This is a genomic window from Streptomyces sp. 35G-GA-8 (genome assembly GCF_023534745.1).
Lineage (GTDB): Bacteria > Actinomycetota > Actinomycetes > Streptomycetales > Streptomycetaceae > Streptomyces.
Window position 1 is genome coordinate 66,139 of record NZ_JAMHJQ010000004.1, and the last position, 23,140, is coordinate 89,278.

The 23,140-nt window shown below is 71.0% G+C and carries 15 protein-coding genes and 1 other RNA gene; 10 read left to right on the forward strand and 6 right to left on the reverse strand.

All coding sequences use genetic code 11. From position 1 onward, the window contains the following. The first annotated feature begins 224 nt into the window (after positions 1–224). Both M1203_RS09580 and M1203_RS09585 read left to right on the forward strand, forming a co-directional pair. On the forward strand, positions 225–9,095 hold the full coding sequence (locus tag M1203_RS09580; RefSeq protein WP_249949146.1) for a DNRLRE domain-containing protein: 8,871 nt from the start codon (positions 225–227) through the stop codon (positions 9,093–9,095). Between the two features lie 91 nt (positions 9,096–9,186). Continuing rightward, positions 9,187–9,513 (forward strand): hypothetical protein, encoded by a 327-nt coding sequence (locus tag M1203_RS09585; RefSeq protein WP_249949147.1) that lies wholly within the window; start codon positions 9,187–9,189, stop codon positions 9,511–9,513. A 140-nt stretch (positions 9,514–9,653) separates the two neighbouring features. Here the strand turns inward: M1203_RS09585 and rnpB are convergent. Beyond that, positions 9,654–10,060, reverse strand: an RNA gene (gene rnpB, locus M1203_RS09590) — RNase P RNA component class A. Positions 10,061–10,186: 126 nt separating this feature from the next. Between rnpB and M1203_RS09595 the strand changes: the two genes are divergently transcribed. Continuing rightward, complete coding sequence (locus tag M1203_RS09595; protein WP_249949148.1) at positions 10,187–10,978, forward strand: MerR family transcriptional regulator; 792 nt, start codon at positions 10,187–10,189, stop codon at positions 10,976–10,978. Next, complete coding sequence (locus M1203_RS09600; protein WP_249949149.1) at positions 10,975–11,844, forward strand: hypothetical protein; 870 nt, start codon at positions 10,975–10,977, stop codon at positions 11,842–11,844. Before M1203_RS09595 ends, M1203_RS09600 begins: the two co-directional genes overlap by 4 nt. Here the strand turns inward: M1203_RS09600 and M1203_RS09605 are convergent. After that, the gene (locus M1203_RS09605) at positions 11,789–13,321 is read right to left on the reverse strand and encodes an RNB domain-containing ribonuclease (protein ID WP_249949150.1); all 1,533 of its coding nucleotides are present in this window, start codon (positions 13,319–13,321) and stop codon (positions 11,789–11,791) included. The genes M1203_RS09600 and M1203_RS09605 overlap by 56 nt on opposite strands. Before the next feature lie 193 nt (positions 13,322–13,514). Here M1203_RS09605 and yaaA point away from each other — a divergent pair, with 193 nt between their 5' ends. Both yaaA and eda read left to right on the forward strand, forming a co-directional pair. After that, complete coding sequence (yaaA, locus tag M1203_RS09610) at positions 13,515–14,321, forward strand: peroxide stress protein YaaA (protein ID WP_249949151.1); 807 nt, start codon at positions 13,515–13,517, stop codon at positions 14,319–14,321. A 110-nt stretch (positions 14,322–14,431) separates the two neighbouring features. Then, a complete protein-coding gene (eda, locus tag M1203_RS09615; RefSeq protein ID WP_249949152.1) occupies positions 14,432–15,076 on the forward strand; it encodes a bifunctional 4-hydroxy-2-oxoglutarate aldolase/2-dehydro-3-deoxy-phosphogluconate aldolase in 645 nt (214 codons plus the stop codon). 43 nt (positions 15,077–15,119) lie between these two features. Here the strand turns inward: eda and M1203_RS09620 are convergent, their stop codons facing one another. The 4 genes from M1203_RS09620 to M1203_RS09635 all read right to left on the reverse strand — a co-directional run bounded on the left by M1203_RS09620 (position 15,120) and on the right by M1203_RS09635 (position 19,125). After that, on the reverse strand, positions 15,120–16,373 hold the full coding sequence (locus M1203_RS09620) for a bifunctional RNase H/acid phosphatase (protein WP_249949153.1): 1,254 nt from the start codon (positions 16,371–16,373) through the stop codon (positions 15,120–15,122). Next, positions 16,373–17,116, reverse strand: a complete 744-nt coding sequence (locus M1203_RS09625) for a zinc ribbon domain-containing protein (protein ID WP_249949603.1) — start codon at positions 17,114–17,116, stop codon at positions 16,373–16,375. The genes M1203_RS09620 and M1203_RS09625 overlap by 1 nt, the downstream gene beginning before the upstream one ends. Then, positions 17,113–18,000 carry a Nif3-like dinuclear metal center hexameric protein gene (locus tag M1203_RS09630; RefSeq protein WP_249949154.1) on the reverse strand — a complete coding sequence of 296 codons (888 nt, stop codon included), beginning with the start codon at positions 17,998–18,000 and terminating at the stop codon, positions 17,113–17,115. Before M1203_RS09630 ends, M1203_RS09625 begins: the two co-directional genes overlap by 4 nt. An 87-nt stretch (positions 18,001–18,087) precedes the next feature. Then, entirely contained in the window at positions 18,088–19,125 is a 1,038-nt protein-coding gene (locus M1203_RS09635; protein ID WP_249949155.1) for an ABC transporter substrate-binding protein, read from the reverse strand. 220 nt (positions 19,126–19,345) lie between these two features. On the opposite strand from M1203_RS09635, the gene M1203_RS09640 reads away from it, so the two are divergent. The 4 genes from M1203_RS09640 to M1203_RS09655 all read left to right on the forward strand — a co-directional run bounded on the left by M1203_RS09640 (position 19,346) and on the right by M1203_RS09655 (position 23,077). Beyond that, positions 19,346–20,719, forward strand: coding sequence for a hypothetical protein (locus M1203_RS09640; protein WP_249949156.1), 1,374 nt, complete (start codon positions 19,346–19,348; stop codon positions 20,717–20,719). A gap of 149 nt (positions 20,720–20,868) precedes the next feature. Beyond that, positions 20,869–21,054 (forward strand): hypothetical protein, encoded by a 186-nt coding sequence (locus tag M1203_RS09645; protein WP_249949157.1) that lies wholly within the window; start codon positions 20,869–20,871, stop codon positions 21,052–21,054. Between the two features lie 323 nt (positions 21,055–21,377). Then, positions 21,378–22,340 (forward strand): ABC transporter ATP-binding protein, encoded by a 963-nt coding sequence (locus M1203_RS09650; RefSeq protein ID WP_249949604.1) that lies wholly within the window; start codon positions 21,378–21,380, stop codon positions 22,338–22,340. 8 nt (positions 22,341–22,348) lie between these two features. Beyond that, the gene (locus M1203_RS09655; protein ID WP_249949605.1) at positions 22,349–23,077 is read left to right on the forward strand and encodes an ABC transporter permease; all 729 of its coding nucleotides are present in this window, start codon (positions 22,349–22,351) and stop codon (positions 23,075–23,077) included. The last annotated feature ends 63 nt before the right edge of the window (positions 23,078–23,140 follow it).

The window sequence follows — 23,140 nt, forward strand, 5'->3', positions numbered from 1 at the left end:
CTGATCCGCTTTCCAACGCTGAGGGGAAGTCGAAAGTGAGAATTCCGAGACCCGGCTCATGGGCCGGCCTCGCGGCATTCGCCGTCATCAGTACATTGCTGCAACCCGTTGCCTTTTCCGGCCCCGCGGAGGCCGCCGCCCCTTTCAACGAGAGGGAGTGGCGCGAAAAACTGAACAACTGGGAGAAGGACGAGGGTGATCCGCCCGTTCTGCCCTCGGAATCCGTGCCCCTGAACGAGCGCGTGCCCAAGGGCGGCAAGGCGCGGAAGCCCGAGCGCGTGAAGGAGTTCACGGAGCGCCGGACGCCGACCGCCCGCTACTGGGAGATGTCGGACGGCACCACCCAGGCGGAGATATCCGCGGTGCCGACCGCCTTCAGGTCGGGCGCGGGCTGGAAGACGATCGACACGAGCGTCACCGCCGCCGACCGCAAGGGATTCACCTTCGCCAACACCGCCAACACGGCGCGGAGCTGGTTCGGTTCGGACGCCGCCTCCCTCCTGCGCGTCGAGACCACGGGCGGTCAGGGCGTCACCTTCGGGCTCAAGGGCGCGGGCCGGCTCACGCCCCGCGCCAAGGGCTCCGACGTCAGCTACCCGGGCGCCGTCGACGGCGCCGATCTCGCCTACCGGGTCGGTCCCGGCGAGGTGAAGGAGACCCTTACGCTCAGGGAGCGGCCGGCGAAGGCGCCCGCGTACACCTTCACCCTCGATACGGACGGGCTCACGCCGAAGCTGCGTCCCGGCGGCTCGGTGGCCTTCCACAAGGAGTCCGCCGCCGACCCGGTGCTGGTGATCCCCGCGCCGTACATGACGGACGCCAGGCGGGACGCGGACTCCCCGTACGGAACCGCCTACAGCACCGACATCACGACGCGACTGGCGAAGAAGGGCGGCGGCTGGGAGCTGACCGTCGAACCGTCCGCGGCGTGGCTGGACGCACCCGAGCGGCAGTACCCCGTCGTCATCGACCCGACGATCACGATCGCCCCGACCCCGACCCAGTCGCAGGACGTGATGGTCACGTCCGACGACCCCGACGCCAATTTCAAGGACTCCTGGCGGCTCTCCGCGGGCCGCACGACCGTGGGGAACACCCGCTCCCTGATCAAGTACGACCTGTCCGGCATCCCCGCCCGCACGCGTATCGACTCGGCGCGGATGCAGCTCTACTACGACCAGAACCACAGCGCCAACAATCTCCCCGTCACGCTCGGCGCCTACCGGGCGACCGGCCCGTGGGACGAGACGACGGCCACCTGGAACAGCACCAAGGACCTCGTCGGCGAGCAGTCGGCCTACTCCGTCACCGTCGATGACGGGGACGCGGGGACGACCGCGGCCAAGGGCGCCTGGCCCTCCTCGACCAACACGGCGTTCACGCAGTACGCGATCAACCGGGACTATCTCTACAACAAGGACGCGGTCACCGGCGACACCTACACCTGGCAGCCGCAGCTCGCCGAGTCGGGTGCGTACCGGGTCGATGTGCACTCCGTCCCGGCCACCGACCGTGCCACCAACGCGCCGTACACCCTGACGCACAACGGCGGCACCACGCCGTACACCGTCGACCAGTCCGCCGGCACCGGCGGCGTCTGGAAGACACTGGGCACCAAGGACTTCGCGGCCGGCACCGCGGGCAAGCTCGTCCTCGGTGACGGCCCGGCCTCCACGTCGACCGCGGTCGTCGCGGACGCGGCGCGGTTCGTCAAGCCCGCCACCGACGTGATGCAGCCCAACACGTACAACAAGTGGCACAGCTTCTCCGTCCGCGACACCGTGCAGTCCTGGCTCGACGGCACACAGACGAACCACGGCTTCGTCGTCAAGGCGGAGAACGAGGCCACCGCCGCCGTCGGGGGCCCCCGCTACCACGCCTCCCGGTACGGCTACGGCGGCGAGACCGCGACGTACCCGAAGCTCACCCTCACCTACGGCCGCCCCGGCGCGGACCTCAAGGCGCCGACGACGATCCACGACACCGGCGCCGAACTGGCCTGGGGTGCCTACCAGGACCCGTCCACCGGCACAGCCGACGACATCGTCGAGTACCAGGTCCACCGCAGCGTCTTCCAGCGGTTCACCCCCTCGGCCTCGACGTTGATCGCCCCCGTCGGCAAGGACGTCCGGACGTTCACCGACACCACGGCCGCTCCGACGGCCGCCACGGACCCGGAGCCGTTCGGCCGCGCGTACTACTACATGGTCGCGGTGAAGACCGCGGACGGCCAGATCGTCCCCGCCACCACCCAGCTCGTACGGCTCCCGAAGGCCGGACGCACTACCAAGATCTTCCAGAGCGGCCAGTGGGACACCACGCTCTCCTCGAACGAACCCACGACACCGCACGACACCATCAGCGACACCGGCGTCCAGCAGAACTGGCTCTCGGTCGGCAACAACTCGGCGACCTTCGGCAAGACCCGCGCCGTCCTCGGCTTCCCCTCGCTGGACATCCCGGCGAGTGCCCGCGTGATGCAGTCCGAGCTGGTCCTGTGGGGCTCGCTCACCAACACCGGCGGCAGCGGCGCGGTGTATGAACTGCGGCCCCTCACCCGGTCGTTCGACGAGGCCACCGCGACCTGGAACAAGGCCGACGCCGCCACCGCCTGGACGACGCCGGGCGGCGACCACGCGGCCGCGGTCTCCGACACCGTCTCCCAGCTGACCAACGACCCGGCCCGGCACAACTGGGACGCCACCTCCCTCACCCAGGGATGGGTGAAGGACCCGGCCTCGGCCAAGGGCCTGATGGTCAAACTGGCGGACGAGGCCGGCCCGCAGGAGCGGACCCTCTTCCTGTCGTCCGAGGCGCCGGAGCAGGAGCTGCGCCCGCAGCTCGTCGTCACGTACATCGACTCCACCACCGCGTCGACGTACTACGCGGCGGGGACCCCGGCCCGGATGATCCCCGGTGACACGCACACCGTCGAGGTCACCCTCACCAACACCACCGGCCGCGTGCTGAGCGCCGCGAACGAGGAGCTGACCTACACCTGGGCGCTGCCGGACGGCACCGACGCGACCACCGGCGGGAACCAGGTCGCGACGGCGCTGCCGCGCGATCTGCCGCCCGGCGACACCGTCACGGTGCAGGCCCAGGTCAAGGCGCCGGTCAACTCCGGCTCCGGCAACAAGCGCACGGACCACGTGCTCACCTGGGACGTCCGGAACAAGACGGCAGGCACCTGGATGTCGGCCACCGACAGCATCGCCGGGCTGCGCCAGAACGTCGCCGTCGAGGACCCGACGTCGAACCAGCTCGGTATGGAGAAGTTCTACTCGTACACCGGGAAGAACACCGGCGCCGGCGCGTCCGTGATGAACAATCTGTTCGCGGGCAACAACGTCTGGTCGTACAACGCCTTCACCAACCCGGGCCGCGGGATCTCCACCTTCGCCCGCTTCACCTACAACTCCCTCGACACCTCCGACACCGTCCTCGGCCACGGCTGGTCCGCCCAGCTGGCCTCGCCGCTGCGGCTGGGCATGGGGCTGGACTTCCACCCCAACCCCACGCCGCGTGAGGTGACACTGCCCGACGGCGACGGCACCGCGCACATCTTCCGCAAGCAGGACGACGGTACGTGGAAGGCTCCGGCGGGCGTCCACTATCTGCTGAAGGAGAAGCCGGGCGTCGACTGCAAGCCGTCCTCGGACGGCGACCCGGAGGCCTGGTCGCTGACGCGGCCCGACCGGACGGTGTTCTTCTTCGACTGCGACGGCTTCATCACCTCGACGGTGGACAAGAACGGCAACACGCAGTCGTTCACCTACGAGGAGCGCAAGTCCAACAACAAGCCCGTCAAGTTCCTCCGGTACATCACCGATCCGGCGGGCCGGCAGACGCTGACCGTCGACTACTACGCCAAGGGCGAGGCGTACAGCTATATCGACGACGCGGGCGCCAAGGTGACGGGCGACAACCTCACCAACCCGAAGATCGTGGACCATGTGAAGTCGATCAGGGACGTCGACGACCGCGAACTCACCTTCGTCTACAGCGACAAGGGGCTGCTCGGTGAGCTGACCGACGGCGCGGGCTCCGCCCAGCCGAAGGTGTTCCGCTTCGTCTACGACGCCACACAGGGCAACAAGAACGTCAAACTGGTCAAGGTCACCGACCCGCGCGGCAACGCGACCTCCTTCGACTACTACGCCCCGAACGAGGGCGACGACCCGAAGTTCCACTGGGCCTCGCAGAGCATCACCGACCGGCTCGGCGGCACCACGGAGTTCGTCTACACCGACCCGGACGGCAGCGCCGGCTCGGTGATCAATACGCGGGTCACCGACGCCGAGGGACACCCCACCGACTACGTCCATGACGGCTTCGGCCGTCCGACCCGGATCACCAACGCCAAGTCCCAGGTCACCGAGATGTCCTGGGACGCGGACAACAACGTGACCAGGCTGGAGGAGCCCAACGGCGCCTTCACCACCTGGGTGTACGACCCGAAGACCGGTTACCCGCTGGAGCAGAAGGACCCGGAGGCCAACAAGAACGGCACCCCGGCGCAGACCTTCCAGTACCAGACCGGTCTGAACGGCCATATCGCCGACCTGTGGCGCAAGACCTCACCGGAGGGCCGCACCTGGGAATTCGGCTACGACGCCTCGGGCAACCTGACCGCGGTCACCGACCCCAAGGGAGTCGCCTCCGCGACGGTGGGTGACTACACCACCCGCTACGCGTACGACGCCATGGGGCAGCTGACCAAGGAGACGGACGCCAACGGCAACTCCACCACCAACAGCGATTTCGGTCCGACCGGTTACCCGGCGACGATCACCGACCCGCTGGGCAAGTCCGCCACCTTCGTCTACGACGTACGCGGCAATGTGCTGGAGGCCGTCAACGCCAAGGGCGCCAAGGTCACACAGACCTACGACGACTTCGGCCGCCCGCTGGTCAAGAAGGAACCCAAGGACCAGGGCGCGAACCTCTTCATCACCACGCCCGCTCCCGTCTACGACGCGAACGACAACATCACACGGGTGACCGCGCCGAACGGGGCCGTCTCCACCTCCGCGTACGACAAGGGCGACCAGCTCATCGAGCGGGTACTCCCGCGGGACGAGGCCGGCGACCCGGAGCGCAAGTCGACCTTCACCTACGACAAAGCCGGCAATGTCCTCACCGAGACCGAGCCGCAGGGCAATGTCACGGCGGAGGCCGGTGACTTCACCACGACGAACCGGTACGACGAGATCTACCAGGCCGTCGAGACGGTGAACTCGCAGGGCGAGAAGGCCACCGCCACGTACGACAACGCAGGCAACGTGCTCAAGGTCGTCGACCCGCTGAAGAACGCCGGCACCGACCCGGACGCCTTCACCACGAAGTTCACCTACGACCTCAACCACCGGGTCGTCACCACGACCGACGCCATCGGAGCCACCACCACCGACCGCTTCGACCTCGACGGCAACACCATCGGCACGACCGACGCCGAGGGCAACGAGGCGCTCGCCGCCTACGACGCCCGCAACGCCCTGATCGAGGCCAAGCAGCCCTGGAACAAGGACTCCTCGGGCAACCCCCTCTACCGCACCAGCCAGTACGAGTACGACCAGGTCGGCAACTCCACCAGGACGGTCACCCCGCGCGGTGTCGAAACCACCGACGACACGACGGACTTCGTCGCCGAGACGGTCTACGACCAGCTGAACCGCGTCAAGGAGGAGCGCTCGCCCTTCGACAAGGACGACGCGCGCTACCGGACCCCGGACACGACCTTCTACACCTACGACGAGGTCGGCAACCTCTTCCAGGTCTCCACCCCGCCGTCCGAGGGCCAGTCCGTCCGGAACGTCACCGAGTACGCCTACTACGACAACGGCTGGACGAAGAGCTCCAAGGATCCGTGGGACATCACCACCTCCTACGACTACAACGAGCTCGGCCAGCAGACCAAGAACACCCTGACCGCCGCGGGCGGCTCCCAGTCCCGCACCATGACCTGGGACTTCTACCCGTCCGGCAATGAGAGGGGCCGCTCCGACGACGGAGTCCCGGTGGGCCGGGCCGTCACCCTCGTGGACAGCTCCGACTTCCACAACACCACCTCGCAGGGGACCTGGAACCGGACCACCGCTCCGGGGAACTACGGCTACGACACCTACTCGCACCCGGCCGGCACCGGCACGGGGCAGTTCGTGTGGCAGCTGAACATCCCGCAGAAGGGCACCTACGAGGTCTTCGTCCGCCACCCCCAGGTGGCCGGCGCCGCCACCGACGCCACGTTCACCATCGACCACGACGGCGGCAGCGCCACGAGGAGTGTCGACCAGAGCACCCGGGCCGGCGAGTGGATCTCCCTGGGCAGCTACGCCTTCGTGGAGGACGGCCCGCAGAAGATCAGCGTCTCGGACAAGGCGAACGGCACGGTGCTCGCCGACGCGGTGAAGCTGGTCCGTGACAACGGCGGCGAGAGCGACACCGAGAAGAAGGACTTCGGCTACCGCTACGACGTCAACGGCAACCTCGTCGAGGTCAAGGACAACTCGCCGGGTGCCGCCGTCGACACGTACCGCGTCGGCTACGACGGACTCAACCGCATCTCCAAGGTGCAGGAGTTCGCCGGGAGCACGGTGAAGAACACCACCGCGCTCACCTACAACGCCAACGGCAACCCCGTCACCTCGACGCACGACCTCACCTGGTCGAAGACCGAGTACGACGCGCGTGACCTGGTCACCAAGGTCACCAACGCGGACTCGGCGACGGCGGGCGACCAGCAGATCTCCACGTTCACCTACACCCCGCTGGGCCAGTCGCTGCGACAGACCAAGCCGAACGGCAACACGCTCGACCTGAGCTACTACCTGGACGGTTCGGTCAAGCGGTCCCAGGAGAAGACAGCCGCGGGCGCGGTGGTGGCCCAGCACGACCTGGAGTACTCGGCCAACGGCCACCGCTCCAAGGACACCCTGAAGCTGATGAACGCCGATGACCCGGCGGCGTCCATCGACAACACGTACCTCTACGACTACGACCCGCAGGACCGCGTCGCGAAGGTCACCAAGAGCGGTGACTCCTCGGCGACCGAGACCTACACCTACGACGCGAACAGCAATGTCATCGAGCAGTCGGCCGGCGGGGTCGACACAACCCACCGCTACGACCGCAACCGGCTGCTGTCCTCCTCCGCCGGAGGTATCAGCTCCACCTTCAACTACGACCCGCTGGGCCGTCTGGACACCATCTCCGCCGGCGGCCAGACCATCCAGAAGAACACCTACGACGGCTTCGACCGGACGAAGCGGAGCCGGTCGGGGGCCGGTGCGTCCGCCGTGACCACCGACTACGTCTACGACCCCTTCGACCGCACGGTGAGCGAGACCACCTCAGGGGCCGAGAGCAGAACCAGGGCGTTCACCTACCTGGGCATGGACGACCAGGTCCTGCGCGAGGAGCTGAGCGGAAAGGCGGACAAGTCCTACCAGCTGTCGCCCTGGGGGCAGAAACTCACCCAGATCAAGCACCTGGACACCGGCTCCAAGGAGTACTCGCAGTTCACCTACAGCCCGCGCGGTGACGTGGAGGCGATCACCAAGGACAACGGCACCACCCGGGCCACCTACGGCTACACCGCCTACGGCTCGAACGACGACGCGCAGTTCACCGGCGCGGACAAGCCCGACGCCGCCGCCCCCGAGGGCGAGGAGCCGTACAACGCGTTCCGCTACAACGCGGCGCGCTGGGACGGTGGTTCGGGGACGTACGACATGGGCTTCCGGAGCTACGACCCGGGCCTCAACCGCTTCCTGACGCGCGACATGTACGGCGGCGCGCTCGCCGACATGCGGCTGGCGGCGGACCCGTTCACCGGCAACCGCTACGCCTTCGCCGGCGGCAATCCGATCAGCTTCGTCGAGATCGACGGACATCTCTTCGGGCTCTCCCTGTCCGACATCGGCCACGCGACGCTGGATGTCGTCGGCCTGGTACCGGTCGTCGGTGAGGTCGCCGACGTCGCCAACGGCGTCTGGTACGCGGCCGAGGGCAACTACACCGACGCCGCGCTGTCCATGGCCTCGGCGATTCCGTTCGCCGGATACGGGGCGACGGCCGTGAAGGCCGGCCGCTACGTCGACAAGGGCATCGACGCTCTCGACACCGCGAGCGACACCGTGCGCGCGGCCGACAAGGCCGGCGACGCGGCGAAGGCCGCTCCCACGCCCAAGGACCCCTCCCCCGCTCCGGCACCCAAGCAGGACGCGCCGGACGCGCCGGCGGCTCCCGCCTGCAAGATCAACAGCTTTGTCCCCGGGACCGCGGTGCTCATGGCCGACGGTTCCACCCGGGCCATCGACCGGCTGGAGGTGGGTGACCTCGTCCTCGCCACGGACGTGGAGGGCGGTGACACCCGCGCCCGCGCGGTGACCGACACACGGAGCCACGAGGGCCGCAAGGACCTCGTGACGCTCACGGTCGACACCGACGGCCGGGACGGAGCGAAGAGCGGCACCATCACCTCGACGGCGGGCCACGAGTACTGGCTGCCGGACGCCGGACAGTGGGTACAGGCCAGGGCTCTTGAGCCGGGCATGTGGCTGCGGGCCTCCTCCGGCACCTGGATCCAGATCACCGCGGTCGACCGCACCACCCGTAAGGAGCGGGTGCACAACCTCACCGTCGAAGGCGTCCACGACTACTACGTCCTCGCCGGTGACGGCCAGCTCCTCGTCCACAACGGCTGCGGCGACGATCTCCCCGAGATCAAGATCCCCAAGAGCCTCCGCGGCGGGGACGGCATCTTCAGCCCGGGACCCTTCGCCCGCAAGGCGGTCCTGGCCCCCAGCACCTCCCAGCGCTTCGGCAAGGCTGTCCGAAAGGCCGTCAACGCCATCGGCGACCGGTTCGGCTGCCATCGCTGCGGGGTGAAGGACCCCGGGACCAGCGTCAGCAACGCCCAGCGGATGTTCAAGAACCGGACGCTCGGCAACTGGATCCCCGACCACTGGCCGGCCAACGCCGTGCTCAAGAAGCTGCAGCTGCTCGGCAAGGCGCGCCAGCTCCTGCTGCCACACTGCAAGGCCTGCTCCAACATCCAGCGCAACGCGATGAACCAGCATTCGCGAAGCTGACAGCCGGGCCGGCGGTGACGACCCGGCACTGACAACCCGGCAGTGACAACCATGAGACCGTCGGTTTCGGCGGATCGAGAGTGAGGCAGTCGTGGAGTTCACCGTGAGAGTGCTGGGGCGGATGAGTGGAGACGTCGTCGCCCAGCGGACCGCGGACGCGTTGGGAATCTTCAACTCGACCCCGCAGTTCCTCAGCAACGAGCGCTGGGAGATCGAGGTCGTCCTCCCCGACGAGGTGGAGGACGACGTGGAGTCGGGTCCCGACGGCGAGATCGCCTCGTCCTGGATGCTGCTGTGTGACAGCGTCGGGGACGACGACTCGGGCGCGGAGGCGGCGACGGCGGACCTGGAGCGGGTCCGGCGGTCCCTGCTCGACGCCGGTGCCTCCGAGGTCCTGATCGAAACTCTCGCACCGTAGGCTCACGCTCACCGTGGACGGCCCGCCGGACATACCGGCGGGCCGTTTCACGTGGTCCCGCGATAACGACCTTCGGCTTCGCGCGGGCGGCGGGGTGTCCTCGCAGCGGAGCTACCCCGGGGGGGGGCGGAGCGTGATGGCAGACGAGTCGGGCTGTACGCCGGATTTTGTCACCGGGCGGCCTCGCGGCCGTCCGGGAGACGGCCATCCATCTAGGACCGGCGTTGCCGCCGGTCTCGTGCGGTCTACCCGCGGACTCGGGCGGGCAGCCCTCGATCGTCCGCGCAGGAGCACCGGGGTGCTCCCTCTTGACCTTGCTCCGGGTGGGGTTTACCTAGCTGCCCAGGTCACCCTGGGCACTGGTGGTCTCTTACACCACCGTTTCACCCTTACCGAGGCCCGTACGGATACGGTCCCCGGCGGTTTGTTTTCTGTGGCACTGTCCCGCGGGTCACCCCGGGTGGCCGTTAGCCACCACCCTGCCCTGTGGAGTCCGGACGTTCCTCGGCAAGATCGAAGATCTTGACGCGGCCGTCCGCCCGGCTCGTCTGCCGTGTCGGCCATGGTACCCGGCGTGAGCGGGGCGGACCGCATCGGCGCCGGTGGGGGCCGGGGGGGGCGGGACGGCCGGTGGGCTTGACCTTGTCGCTACGTCAGGGTTTCTACTGGGTTCATGCGGATCGCAGAGATCGCCGCTCTCGTCGGGGTCACCACGCGGGCGGTACGCCACTACCACCACCTGGGCCTGCTGCCCGAACCCGCCAGGCGTGCCAATGGCTACCGCGACTACTCGGTACGGGACGCCGTCCTCCTGGCCCGGATCAGGCGGCTGACCGAGCTGGGGCTCGCCCTGGACGAGGTGCGGGACGTGATCGCCGACGACGCCGGGCGCGAACTCACCGAGGTGCTGGGGGAGCTGGACGCCGATCTGGCGCGGCAGGAGGCCGAGATCCGGGCCCGCCGCGGCAGGCTCGCCGAGCTGATGGAGAATCCGCCGTCCACCGAAGGGCCGGTCTCCCCCGCGCTGGCGCGGCTGCTGAGCACCGCCCCCGCGGTCGACTCGCCCATCGGCGCCAAGGACCGCGAACTGCTGATCCTGTTCGACACCGGCGCGGGCCACGAGGAGTTCTACGAGGCGCTGCGACCGCTCGCGCAGAGCCCGGATCTCCTCGATCTCTACCGGCGGCTGGACGAACTCGCCGACGCGGCGCCCGGCGATCCCCGGATCGCGTCCCTCGCCGACGCCCTCGTCGACTCCGTCCCGGCGGAGGTGCTGGCTCTGATCTCGAAGGCACAGGGAAAACCGCTCGTCGCCGGTTTCGGGGAAGCCCTGCTCGACGACCTCGCCCCCGCCCAGGCAGAGGTCGCCCGTCTGGTCATGGCGGCGCTGGCCCTGAAAGTGGCGCAAGAACAAGAACAAGGGCAAAGACAAGGACACGGACACGGACACGGAGGATCGCCGTGAAATGGGTCGTACCGCTCGTCATCGCGGGTGAGATCGCGCTCGTCGGCTGTCTGCTGGCGGGGGTGGCGGTCCCCGCCCCCGTGCTCCTCGGCGCCGAGGCCGTCGTCCTCACGCTCCTCGCGCTGGAGGCCGCGGTCCTGTGCCGGCACTACGCGCGGGCCCGGCGGACCGGCGCCGGCCGCCGGGACGCGGTCGTCTCGGCGGTCCGTACCGCCGTGCCCGAGCCGGTACGGCGGCTGCTGGCGCACGAGATACGGGGCCTGAGCAGTCTCGGACGGTGGGTCACCCGCCGTACGCACGGGGTCCGGGAGGGCGATCACGCCGCGCCGTACACCGGCCCGCAGACGGCGATGGTGTACGGACTGCTCTTCGTCGCCGTCGTCGAGACGGTGGCACTGGCGGTGCTGATCCCCTGGCCGGTGGTGCATCTCATCATGCTGGTGGTGGACGTCTATACGCTGCTGGCGGTGCTCGCGCTGCACGCGGGCTGTGTGACACGGCCCCATGTGGCGGGCGCGGACGGATCGTTGAGGATCCGGTACGGCTCGCTCTTCGACTTCTCCGTCGAGGCGGCCCGGATCGCCTCCGTACATGTCGACCGGCGCTACCCGCCGAGCGGCGGGCTGATCACCTTCGACCCGGCGGACGGCGGGGTCCTCGATCTCGCGGTGGGCGGCCAGACGACCGTACGGGTGGAGCTGACCGAGCCCGTCATGTTCGTACGGCCCCTCGGTCGGCGCGAGCGGGCCCGGGTGGTGCGCTTCCACGCGGACGGGTCCGCCGAGTTGGTCAAGGCGCTCACCCAGGCACTCACGCGGGCTCGAACAGCACCTTCGCCGACCCCGATCCCGGATCCGACCGGGTGAGCCGTGCCCGCAGCCGCTCCCCCAGCGGGAGCGGCGCCCCGCCGCTCCCGATCGGGGCGATCACGGCAGGGTCCTCCAGATGGATCGTGCCGACGGACGGATCACGCTCCCTCACATCGATCACCACTCCGTCGAAGATCTCCCCGACCCTGGCCCCGAGCAGCGCCGCCGCCACGAGGCCGACGCACTCGCGCTCCACGACATCGGCCCGTTCCGCTCCCTCGGCCATCTCCTTCGGCAGCCCGTCCAGGGCTTCGAGCACCCACTCCGGCGGGTCCTGGCCCGCCACCGCGCTCAAACAGATCTCGCCCGCGTACCGGTCGACGAGCCGCCGCAGCGGGGCCGTGCAGTGGGTGTACGGGGCGGCGACCGCCGAGTGGACGGCGGGCCGCGGGGTACGGCCGCCGGTGAACGCGGCGTAGCCCGCGCCGCGCAGCAGGTCCGTGCACTCCTGGAGGAAGGCGGCGTGACGGGCGTCGCGGGGGTCGAGGGAACGGACGGTGTCGGCGTACGCGACATGGTGCGGCCAGTCGATGCCCAGCGCCTTCGCCGAGCGGCGGAGCCGGCCGACCGCGCCGTCCGGGGCGCCGGGCGGGGCGCGGAGGATGCCGGTGCCGGCCGTCAGCATCAGCTGAGCGGCGGCCATGCCGGTGAGCAGGGAGATCTGGGCGCTCCAGCCCTCGACGGGGAGCGGGGCGCGGTAGGCGACCTCGTACGAGGCATGTGCCGCGCGGGACCGGCCGCCCTCGGACCGGCCGGCGCCGGGCTGCTCGCCGTCGAGATCCGGTCGGTGCTCCACGATCTCCAGTTCGGGGACGCGGAGGGAGATGCCGCCGCGTTCCCGTTCCAGCCGTTCGCGCAGCAGCCCGATCTCTTTCAGCAGGGCAAGGGACTCCGGGGCCGTCCCCTCGTCGATCTCCCGCTGCGCGCCCGCGTGGTCGAGCCGTGCCCTGCTCCGTACGAGCGTTCTGCGGACCTCGGCCGAGACGGTCCGGCCCTCCGCGTCCAGATCGATCCGCCAGAGCAGGGCGGGCCTGGTCCGGTCGGGCCGCAGACTGGCCGCGACATCGGAGAGGACCGGGGGGAACAGCGGCACGCTGCCGTCGGGGAAGTAGAGGGTCCCTACGCGACGATGGGACTCGGCGTCGAGCGCGCCGCCCGGGGTGACGAACGCGGCGACATCGGCGATCGCGTAATGGACCCGGAAGCCGCCGCCCGCGCGCCGGGCCAGCCGCATCGCCCGGTCGAGGTCGGCGGCGGCGGGCGCGGCGATGGTGAACAGCTCGACAGCGGTGTCGTCGCGCTCCGGCGCCCAGCCGTCGTCCGGCGGCCGTGGGGCCCGTACGATCCGCTCCGTCTCGGCGCGGACCGCGGGCGGGAAGGTCCCGGGCACGTCGAGCACCGTGCGCAGCACGCCCAGGGCTGCCCGCAGCGGACCTTCGGCCGCGGCGGTCGTGTGCAGATGACGGCGGGGCATGAATCGAGCGTATGGCGGACGGAGGCGGGAGGCGCGTTGAGCGCGGGGGGCGCGGGAGGGCGCGTTGAGCGCGGGCACCACGCCCCCGCCGGGGGCCCGAACGGATCGGGCGCGGGCTGCCCGTCGGAGACGCCCTAGGCTGGCGCGGGGACCACATCCCCTGTGTCCCGTACGTCTTCCGAGGAGAATCACCGTGCTCGTGCTGTTGCCGCCGTCGGAAGGAAAGGCCGCTTCCGGGCGCGGCGCTCCGCTGAGGCCGGAGTCCCTCTCCCTGCCGGGACTGGCCGCGGCCAGGGCCGCCGTGCTGGACGAACTCGTCGAGCTGTGCGCGGCCGACGAGGAGAAGGCGCGTCAGGTGCTCGGTCTCAGCGAGGGGCTGCGCGGCGAGATCGCGAAGAACGTGGAGCTGCGTACGGCGGGCACGCGCCCGGCCGGGGAGATCTACACCGGTGTGCTGTACGACGCGCTGGATCCGGCCACGCTCGACACCGCCGCGCGGCGGCGGGCGGCGAAGACACTGTTGGTCTTCTCCGGGCTGTGGGGCGCGGTGCGGATGGGCGACCGCATCCCCTCGTACCGCTGCTCGATGGGGGTCAGGCTGCCGGGGCTCGGCGCGCTGGGCGCGTACTGGCGCGGGCCGATGGAGTCCGTCCTGCCGGAGGTGGCGGGCGGCGGGACCGTGCTCGATCTGCGTTCGTCGGCGTATTCCGCCGCGTGGAGGCCGAAGGGTGAGCTGGCGGGGCGTACGGCCACGGTACGGGTGCTGCACGCGCAGATCGATCCCGTGACCGGGGCGGAGAAGCGATCCGTGGTCAGCCATTTCAACAAGGCCACGAAGGGGCGGCTGGTGCGCGATCTGCTGATCGCGGGCGCCCGGCCGAAGGGACCCGCCGAACTGGTGGAGACGCTGCGGGAGTTGGGGTACGTGGTGGAGGCGACCGCGCCGGAGAGGGCGGGGCGTACGTGGGCGCTGGATGTGGTGGTCACGGAGATCCACTGAGCCCCGCGCCTCCCCCGCACCCCGCGCCTCCCCCGCACCCTCGATCCATCTCGTTGCATCCTATGCAACGGTCATTGCGCAGCATGGCGTGGGCGCGGCAGGATGTCGCCATGACCTCCGCGCCCGTGGCTTCCGTGCTCGACCTCGCCCCCGTCATCCCTGTCGTCGTCCTCGACGATGCCGCCGACGCCGTACCTCTCGCCCGCGCCCTGGTCGCGGGCGGGCTGCCCGCGATCGAGGTGACACTGCGGACGCCGGCCGCGCCGGCGGCGATCCGCGCGATCGCGGCCGAGGTGCCGGACGCGGTGGTCGGCGCGGGCACGGTCATCACGCCCGCCGCCGTGGCGGACTCGGTGCGGGCGGGCGCGCGCTTCCTGGTCAGCCCGGGGTGGACGGACACTCTGCTGACCGCGATGCGGGATTCGGGCGTGCCGTTCCTGCCGGGGGTGTCGACCACCTCGGAGGTCGTGGCGCTGCTGGAGCGCGGGGTGACGGAGATGAAGTTCTTCCCGGCGGAGGCCGCGGGCGGCACGGCGTATCTCAAGTCCCTGGCCGGTCCGCTGCCGGGGGCCAGGTTCTGCCCCACGGGCGGCATCACGGCGGAGAGGGCACCGTCGTATCTCGCCCTGCCGAACGTCGGCTGCGTCGGCGGTACGTGGATGCTCCCGGCGGACGCGCTGGCGGCCAAGGACTGGGGCCGGGTCGAGTCGCTGGCCCGCGAGGCGTCGACCCTGCGCGAGCCGCGCCGCCCCTGAGCCCGCGCGCCACCGGCCCGCGGCGCGCGCACGTCAGCGCACGTCAGCGCAGATGCGAGGTGTCGTTGAGGAGCCGCACCGACGCGTTGCCGTCCGCGTAGTACGCCACCGCCGACAGCGAGGCCGCCGACAGCTCCATCCGGAACAGGGACTCCGGCGGTGCGCCGAGCGCCAGCCGTACCAGGGTCTTCACCGGGGTGACATGCGTGACCACCAGTACCGTTCTGCCCCGGTAGCGCTCCAGCAGCTGGTCGCGGACGGCCGCGACGCGCCCGCCCACGGCCGTGAAGCTCTCGCCACCGCCCGTCGGCGCGACATCGGGCGAGGCGAGCCAGGCGCTCAGATCGTCGGCGTACCGCTCCCGCACCTCCGCGAACGTCAGCCCCTCCCAGGCGCCGAAGTCCGTCTCGCGCAGGCCCTCTTCGACGGTGACGTCCAGACCGAGCCGGGACGCCACGGCCGCCGCCGTCTCGCGGCAGCGCCTGAGCGGTGAGGAGACGATCTCCTGGATGGTGCCGCGCGCGGCCAGCGACGCGGCGACGGCCTCGGCCTGCCGACGGCCGACCGCCGACAGCTCCGGGTCGCTGCCGCCACTGCCGGAGAAGCGCTTCTCCGGGGTGAGCGCGGTCTCGCCGTGCCGGAGCAGTACGAGGGTGACGGGGGCGCCGAGGTCGGCCGAGGCTCCCCAGCCCACGGAGCCGGAGGGCGCCGGCTCCGTCCGCTCAGCCTGCGCAGCACGCGCCGTCTGTGCCGCGCGCTCCGTCTGTGCCGCGCGCTCCGTCTGTGCCGCCCGCCCCACGGCCTCGCCCGCTTCGGCCTCCGTCATCGCCGCGCGCGCCGCGCTCGCGTCGAGCGCCGCCGTGGACGCCGACGGATCCCACTGCCCGCCGTTCTTGCCCGCGTCCATCGCCTCGTTGGCCAGCCGGTCCGCGTGCTTGTTCCGCTCGCGCGGGATCCACTCGAAGGTGACCTGTCCCGCGGGGAAGATCCGCGCCGCCTCGGCGGCCAGCGGCTTCATGTCCGGGTGCTTGATCTGCCAGCGCCCCGACATCTGCTCGACGACCAGCTTGGAGTCCATCCGGACCCTGATCTCGGCGGCCGGGTCCAGCGCCCTGGCGGCGGTCAGGCCCGCGATCAGACCCTTGTACTCGGCGACGTTGTTGGTGGCGACACCGATGTACTCGGCCGCCTCGGCGAGCGGTTCGCCGGTCCGGCCGTCGAGGACGACCGCGCCGTACCCGGCGGGCCCCGGGTTGCCCCGGGAGCCGCCGTCCGCCTCGACGATGAACTGCCGCATCACAGACCCGAGTCGGCCGTACGCACCAGAATGCGGCGGCAGTTCTCGCACCGGAGCACCGCGTCGGCGGGGGCCGCCTTGACCTCGTTGACCTCGGTGATGTTCAGCTCCAGCTGGCAGCCCTCGCAGCGGCGCCGGAACAGCCGCGCCGCGCCCACCCCGCCCTGCTGGCCGCGCAGCTTCTCGTACAGCTTGAGCAGGTCCGCCGGTACGGAGGCGGCGACGACCTCGCGCTCCTTGGTGACGGTCGCGGCCTCGCGGTCGAACTCCCCGACGGCGGCGTCACGGCGCGCGGCGGCGTCGTCGGTCTTGGCCTGGACGGCGGAGACACGTTCCGTCAGCTCGGCGACCCGCTCCTGCGCGGACTCACGGCGCTCCATGACTTCGAGGACGACGTCCTCCAGATCGCCCTGCCGCTTGGCGAGCGAGACGATCTCGCGCTGAAGGTTCTCCAGGTCCTTGGGCGAGGTGACCGCGCCGGAGTCCAGCCGCTGCTGGTCGCGTACGGCGCGCTGGCGCACCTGGTCGACGTCCTGCTCCGCCTTGGTCTGCTCGCGGGCGGTGTCGCTCTCCTCGGTCGTCGAGGCGACCAGCAGGTCGCGCAGCTGGGCGAGGTCCTTGGTGAGCGACTCGATCTCGGCGTGCTCGGGCAGCGCGGTGCGCTTGTGGCTGAGCTGCGACAGTCGTACGTCGAGGGCCTGGACGTCGAGGAGTCGGATCTGGTCGGCGGGCGCGGCGTTCAGTTGGGGGCTCCTGAGAGGTCGGAGGAGTGATGGGCTGACCAGGGGTCGGTGACCGTCTTCGAGACATGGACCCGCAGGTCCCAGCCATGGCGGTCGGAGATCTCGTCGAGCTGGGCGGCGGCCTGCTCGCACCAGGGCCATTCGGTGGCCCAGTGCGCGGCGTCGATCAGCCCGAGCGCGCTGTGCTGGGTGGCCTCGGAGACCGGGTGGTGGCGCAGGTCCGCGGTGAGGAACGCGTCCACGCCCGCCGCCCTGACCTGGTCGAAGAGGCCGTCGCCCGAGCCGCCGCTGACGGCGACCGTACGGACGGGCGCGTCCGGGTCGCCCGCGATCCTGATGCCCTGGGCGGTGCCGGGCAGCCGGTGCGCGACGCGTGCGGCGAGGTCGCGGAGGGTCGCCGGGTGGTCCAGCTCGCAGATCCTGCCGAGGCCGCGCCGTCCGGCGGGGTCCGTGGGATCGGGTACGAGGGGCCGGACGACCCGCAGGTCCAGCGCCCCGGCGAGGGCGTCGGAGACACCGGGGTCGGCGGTGTCGGCGTTGGTGTGCGCGACATGCAGCGCGATGTCGTGCTTGATGAGCGTGTGCACGACGCGCCCCTTGAAGGTGGAGGCCGCGACCGTCGTCGTACCGCGCAGATAGAGCGGGTGGTGGGTGACGATCAGCTCGGCGCCGAGCCGGACCGCCTCGTCGGCGATCTCCTGGACGGGGTCGACCGCGAACAGGACCCGGGTGACCGTGGCGCCCGGGTCACCGCAGACCGTGCCGACGGCGTCCCACTGCTCGGCCCGCTCGGGCGGCCAGAGGGCGTCGAGCGCGGCGAGGACGTCCGCCAGACGGGGCGCGGGGGGCGCGTCGGCGGGGACGGCTGAGGGGACAGGGGGCACGGTGCAAAGGCTACCTGTCCCACGTGTCCCGCCCACCATGGCTACGAAGGTCTCCGTGGCCATGGCGGGCGGGCGTTGCGCGGCCCGCTACTTGACGAGGTAGCCGCGCAGGTCGTCGAGGACCAGGTCCGCCGCCGTCACGCCGAGGCCCAGGTACCAGGTCTCGTCCTTGACGTCCTTCGCCTGCCCCGCCTTGACCGCCTTCAGGTTCTTCCACAGCGGGTTGGAGCGCGCGGTGTCCCGCTGGGTCTTCTTCGGGTCGCCGTACACACCCGTGAAGATCCAGTCCGCGTCCGCGTCGTCGATCTTCTCCGGGCTGATCTCCACGGCCAGATCGTTGATCTGCTGGTTCTTCGGCCGCGGCACGCCGATGTCGTCGAGGATCGTGCCGATGAACGACGCCTTCGCGTAGAGCCGCAGCCGGTCCGGCATGTAGCGCACCATCGAGACGGTCGGCTTGTCGGGGCCGATGTCCGTGCCGAGGGCGGCGGCCTTCTTGTCGTACGCGGCGAGTTCGGCCTTCGCCTGCGCGGTACGGTCCAGCGCCTGGGCGTTGAGGAGGTAGTTCTCCTTCCAGGTGAAGCCGGGGCGGATGGCGAAGACCGTCGGGGCGATCGCCGCGAGCGCCTTGTACTTGTCGGCCGCGCGCAGCTGGCTGCCGAGGATGAGGTCGGGCTTGAGCCCGGCGATCGCCTCCAGGTTGAGGTTGTTGATCGTGCCGACACTCTTGGGGGTGCCCGCGCCCTTCAGCAGATAGCTGGGGATGCCCTCGTCGCCCTCGGTCGGCGCGTATCCGACGGGCTTCAACCCGAGGGAGACGACATTGTCGAACTCGCCGACGTCCAGCACGACGACCCGCTCGGGGCGCTTCTTGAGCTCCGTCGTCCCCATGGCGTGGGTGATCGTGCGCGGGAACCGGCCCGGCTCCGCGTCGGTCCCGTAGGCGGCCGTCTTCTTGGCCGCGTCGGCGAAGTCCTTGCCGCCCGTGGCGACGGCGGCCTTCTTGTCGCCCCCGTCCGACGCGGCGGAGCCACTGTCGGAGGGGTCGCCGCTGCCGCAGGCCGCGAGGGAGAACGCGGCGGCGAGGGCGACGGCGGCGGCTGTGCCACGGCGTCTTATGGACATCTTGATGCTCCTGGGAGGCGGTACTCGTTGAGGTACGGGCGGGATCGGGCAGGACTGGTAAGGCGTGCCTTACTTTAAGCAGCGCCGTCTCGGCCAGCACACCCGCCCCCGCGCTTTCAGGGGAATCGCGCGATGGCCACCCTTATGTGTGAAGTGCCGGGTCTCGTGTTGTTCGGCTGGAAGTACGAAAACTAGCTTCGTCGCCGGAGGTGACAGACCGATGACGGCCTGTGCTATCGAGACGGCTACGGGGAACGAGAGCGGAACGGACGGAGCGGACGGGGCGGACGGAACGGGGCCGAACGGCCCGGGCGGACCTGGCGGACCGGGCCGCCAGGTCCGCCCGAACGGAGGCGGCGGCCCGGGGGGCCCGCGCAAGGCGGTGCGACACCCGGAGTTCGCGATCACGGCGGACGGCGCCTACGCGGCTCGGCTGACGCTCGGCGCGCCCGGCCGGGGCGGTCCGGCCGCTCAGGGCGACGCGTGGTTCCCGGAGCGGTGGACGCTCGACGGACCCGAGCCCTACGCCGTGCCTCTCCCCCTCGACCAGCCCGAGGAGCCCGACACCGAGGTGCTGCCGCTGGCCGACGGCAGGGTTCTCATCCGCCGGCTGGTCGCGGACCGGCACGACTTCTCGCTGCTCTACCCCACCGGCCCCGGCACCGGCCAGCTGCCCGTGGGCGCGGTGGGCCGTACGGACGAGCTCACCGAGCTGACGCTGCTGCCGCCGTCGCCCGACGGCAGCCGCGCCTACGCCCTGTCGGCCGGCCCGCGCGCCACCACGGTCTGGCTGGTGACGGGCGGCGCGTTCGGCCCCGAGCCGGTCGCCGAGGTGCCCGGCCGCTGCTCGGGCGGTGTCTGGCTGGACCGCACGGGCCGGATACTGGCCCTCGACCGGGAGACCGACGGCGTGGTGAAGGCCGTCGCCGTCGATCTGGGGCGGGGCGGCGAGGTGACACCGCTGCTCCAGATCACCGAGGAGAGCAACGACCGGCTGCTGCTGGCGGACGCCGACAGCGGGCTGCTGCTGATCCGCTCGGACGCGCCGGGCCACGACCGGCTGGGGTGGGGTGTCCTGGGGAGCCCACGGCCGGTGCGGTTCCCCGAGTGCCTGCGGTTGCCGGACTGCGCGGTGACACCGTTCGCCGTACAGCCGGGTCAGGTGCTGATGCCGGAGAGCTGCGCGGTGGCGCTGCGGATCGACGGCGCGGCGGGCAGCTGGCTCGGTGTGTGGCGACCGGCGGGCCGACGGCTGCATCAACGCCGGGCTCCCGAGGGGTGGCTGGCCGGATCCGGCGTGTGGACCAGGGACGCCGTGCTGCAACTGCCGTACGCCACAAGGGCGGTGCCCTGCGGAGTGGCACGCCTGGACGCCCCCGCCGATGTGCCGCTCCACGTCCCGGACGGCCCTCGGGCCCCGGACCGGGATCCGGCCGCGAGCCCGTGCCCCGGCCCTGATGCCGAACCGATCACAGAACCGGCACAAGCGGAATCGCCGGACGGGGAACCGCCCAACGGCCCCCGTACTCCTGTGATGTGCAGGCCGGTGCCGCTCCAGCAGGCTCCCCTCACCGGCCGTGTGGCACCTGGATAGACTTCCGGCCGGGGGCTTCGCGGCCGTACCGACGGGATGTGTCGGTGACGGTGATGCGGACGCGTGACCGTAACGCTGTCGTGGCGGTACGGGGCGGCCGGAGTCCCTGCGCCACAACAAGATGCGATCACGACGGGGTGACTTCCCACATGTCTGAAGCCCGAACCGAGACGACCCAGGATCGCCCGCGGGGAGCGGCGGCCACCGACCGGGACGAGAGCGGCGGTATCGGAACGCACGCGAAGCACCGGGGAGGTGCGGCAGCGACGGAGGACTCGGCGTCCCCCGCCCACGGCCGTCACCGCCGCCCGGAGCAGAGCGGCTACGCCGCCTGACGAATCGGACGCCCTATCAGGTCCGACCACGTCCGCACACATGAGGAGAGGCCGTCACGGCACGTCCGTGGCGGCCTCTCGCCATGAGAACGGCGGGGCGGCGGGACATCCGTGCGGGACATTTGTACCGCTGTACCGCGTGAGTTCGTACACACGTGTCTGTCGGAGTGGCGGGTCGGGTCCGTAGCGTCGGGGGCATGACGCAGACAGCCGGTACGCCGGCGACAGATACCCCTCGCACGGGCACGGGCACGGGCACCGCGCGCAGGCGCCCCGGTGCCTCAACGGACAGTGCCTCGACGGACGGTGCCTCGACGGACGCCGTGAGCTTCACCGGTGTCGTCAAGACCTTCGGCGCGGTCCGGGCCGTGGACGGCATCGATCTCGGTGTTCCGCGAGGTGAGGCCGTCGCGCTGCTCGGCCGCAATGGCGCCGGCAAGTCGACCGCCATCGGGCTGCTCCTCGGCCTCGACGAGCCGGACAGCGGGACGGTGCGGCTCTTCGGCGGGCCGCCCGCGCACGCCGTCACGGCCGGGCGGGTCGGGGCCATGCTCCAGGACGGCCGGCCGATCCGGCGGGTGACCGTACGGGAACTGCTCACCTTCGTCGCCGGCACCTACCCGCGCCCGCTGCCCCTCGCGGAGTCGCTCGATCTCGCCGGGCTCACGGAACTGGCCGGCCGCCGCGTCGACAAGCTCTCCGGCGGTCAGCTGCAACGGGTCAGGTTCGCGGTCGCCCTGGCCGGCGGCCCCGAACTGCTCGTTCTCGACGAGCCCACCGCCGCCCTCGACGTGGAGGCCCGCCGCGCCTTCTGGGCGTCGATGCGCGCCTACGCGGACCGCGGCAACACCGTGCTCTTCTCCACGCACTATCTGGAGGAGGCCGACGACAACGCCGACCGGATCGTCGTCCTCGACCACGGCCGCATCGTCGCGGACGGCGCCGGTGAACTGATCAAGGGCTCGGTCGGCGGCCATCTCGTCAGCTTCGACCTGCCGGAGGGCTTCACGGCGGAGCTGACGCGGCTGCCCGGCGTCGTCTCGGCCGAGGTGCGCGCGGGCCGCGCCCGGCTCCGTACGGACGACTCGGACGCGACCGTCGTCGCCCTCGCGGGACTCGACGCGATCCGCCGCCTCGAAGTCGCCCCGGCGACGCTGGAGGACGCCTTCCTCGCCCTGACGCGCACGGCGGGCCGCTCCGGGGACGACCACGAGGACGCCCCCGAGAAAGCGACGAAGCACGACAAGAGGCACGACAAGAGGGACAACACGAGGGACGGCCTGTGATGCCCGCCATGCTGGAGTACATCAAGCTCGAAGTCCGCCGTACGCTGCGCGATCCCGGCTTCCTCATCTTCGGCACCGGCATGCCGGTGCTGATGTATCTGCTCTTCACCAATATCGGCGGCGGCGCCGGTGCGGAGGACATGGAGTGGAAGATCGCCTCCATGGTCGGCATGGCCGCGTACGGCGCGCTCGGCGCGGCCGTCGGTACGGGCACCGGGATCGCCGAGGACAAGTCGCTCGGCTGGCTGCGCCAGTTGCGGATCACCCCGATGCCGCCGCGCCAGGTGGTGCTGGGCCGGGCGATGGCCGGTTCGGTGACCGTCCTGCCCGCGTTGCTCTCCGTACTGGCCGCGGGCGGTCTGGTCAACGGCGTACGGCTCGCGCTGTGGCAGTGGGCGGCCCTGATCGTGCTGCTGTGGGCGGGCGCGCTCCCCTTCACCCTGCTCGGCATAGGCAACGGCTACCGGCTCTCCGCGCAGACGACCGGCGTGGTGAACGTGGGCTGTCTGATGGTCCTGTCCGTGGTCGGCGGGCTCTGGTTCCCGATCGCCGCGTTCCCCGGCTGGCTGCGGACGATCTCGGAGTACACCCCCGCCAACCGCTTCGCCGACCTGGGCTGGTCCACCACGCAGGGCACGGCCCCGGGGGTGACGACGATCGCGGTGCTGGCGGGCTGGCTTCTCGTCTTCGGCTCGTACGCGGTGTTCTCGTACCGCAGGTCGGCGAGGACCCCGTGAAGGCGGGGGACCCCGTGAAGGCGGGACCGCGTGATGCATGCCAGGACGCACCCATGAGGAGAA

Excerpts from the sequence above, each read along its gene's own strand:
- M1203_RS09635 (WP_249949155.1), bottom strand. The coding sequence starts at position 19,125 with ATGTCCATAAGACGCCGTGGCACAGCCGCCGCCGTCGCCCTCGCCGCC.
- M1203_RS09645 (WP_249949157.1), top strand. The coding sequence starts at position 20,869 with ATGTCTGAAGCCCGAACCGAGACGACCCAGGATCGCCCGCGGGGAGCG.
- M1203_RS09595 (WP_249949148.1), top strand. The coding sequence starts at position 10,187 with ATGCGGATCGCAGAGATCGCCGCTCTCGTCGGGGTCACCACGCGGGCG.
- M1203_RS09640 (WP_249949156.1), top strand. The coding sequence starts at position 19,346 with ATGACGGCCTGTGCTATCGAGACGGCTACGGGGAACGAGAGCGGAACG.
- M1203_RS09620 (WP_249949153.1), bottom strand. The coding sequence starts at position 16,373 with ATGCGGCAGTTCATCGTCGAGGCGGACGGCGGCTCCCGGGGCAACCCG.
- eda (WP_249949152.1), top strand. The coding sequence starts at position 14,432 with ATGACCTCCGCGCCCGTGGCTTCCGTGCTCGACCTCGCCCCCGTCATC.
- M1203_RS09605 (WP_249949150.1), bottom strand. The coding sequence starts at position 13,321 with ATGCCCCGCCGTCATCTGCACACGACCGCCGCGGCCGAAGGTCCGCTG.
- M1203_RS09655 (WP_249949605.1), top strand. The coding sequence starts at position 22,349 with ATGCTGGAGTACATCAAGCTCGAAGTCCGCCGTACGCTGCGCGATCCC.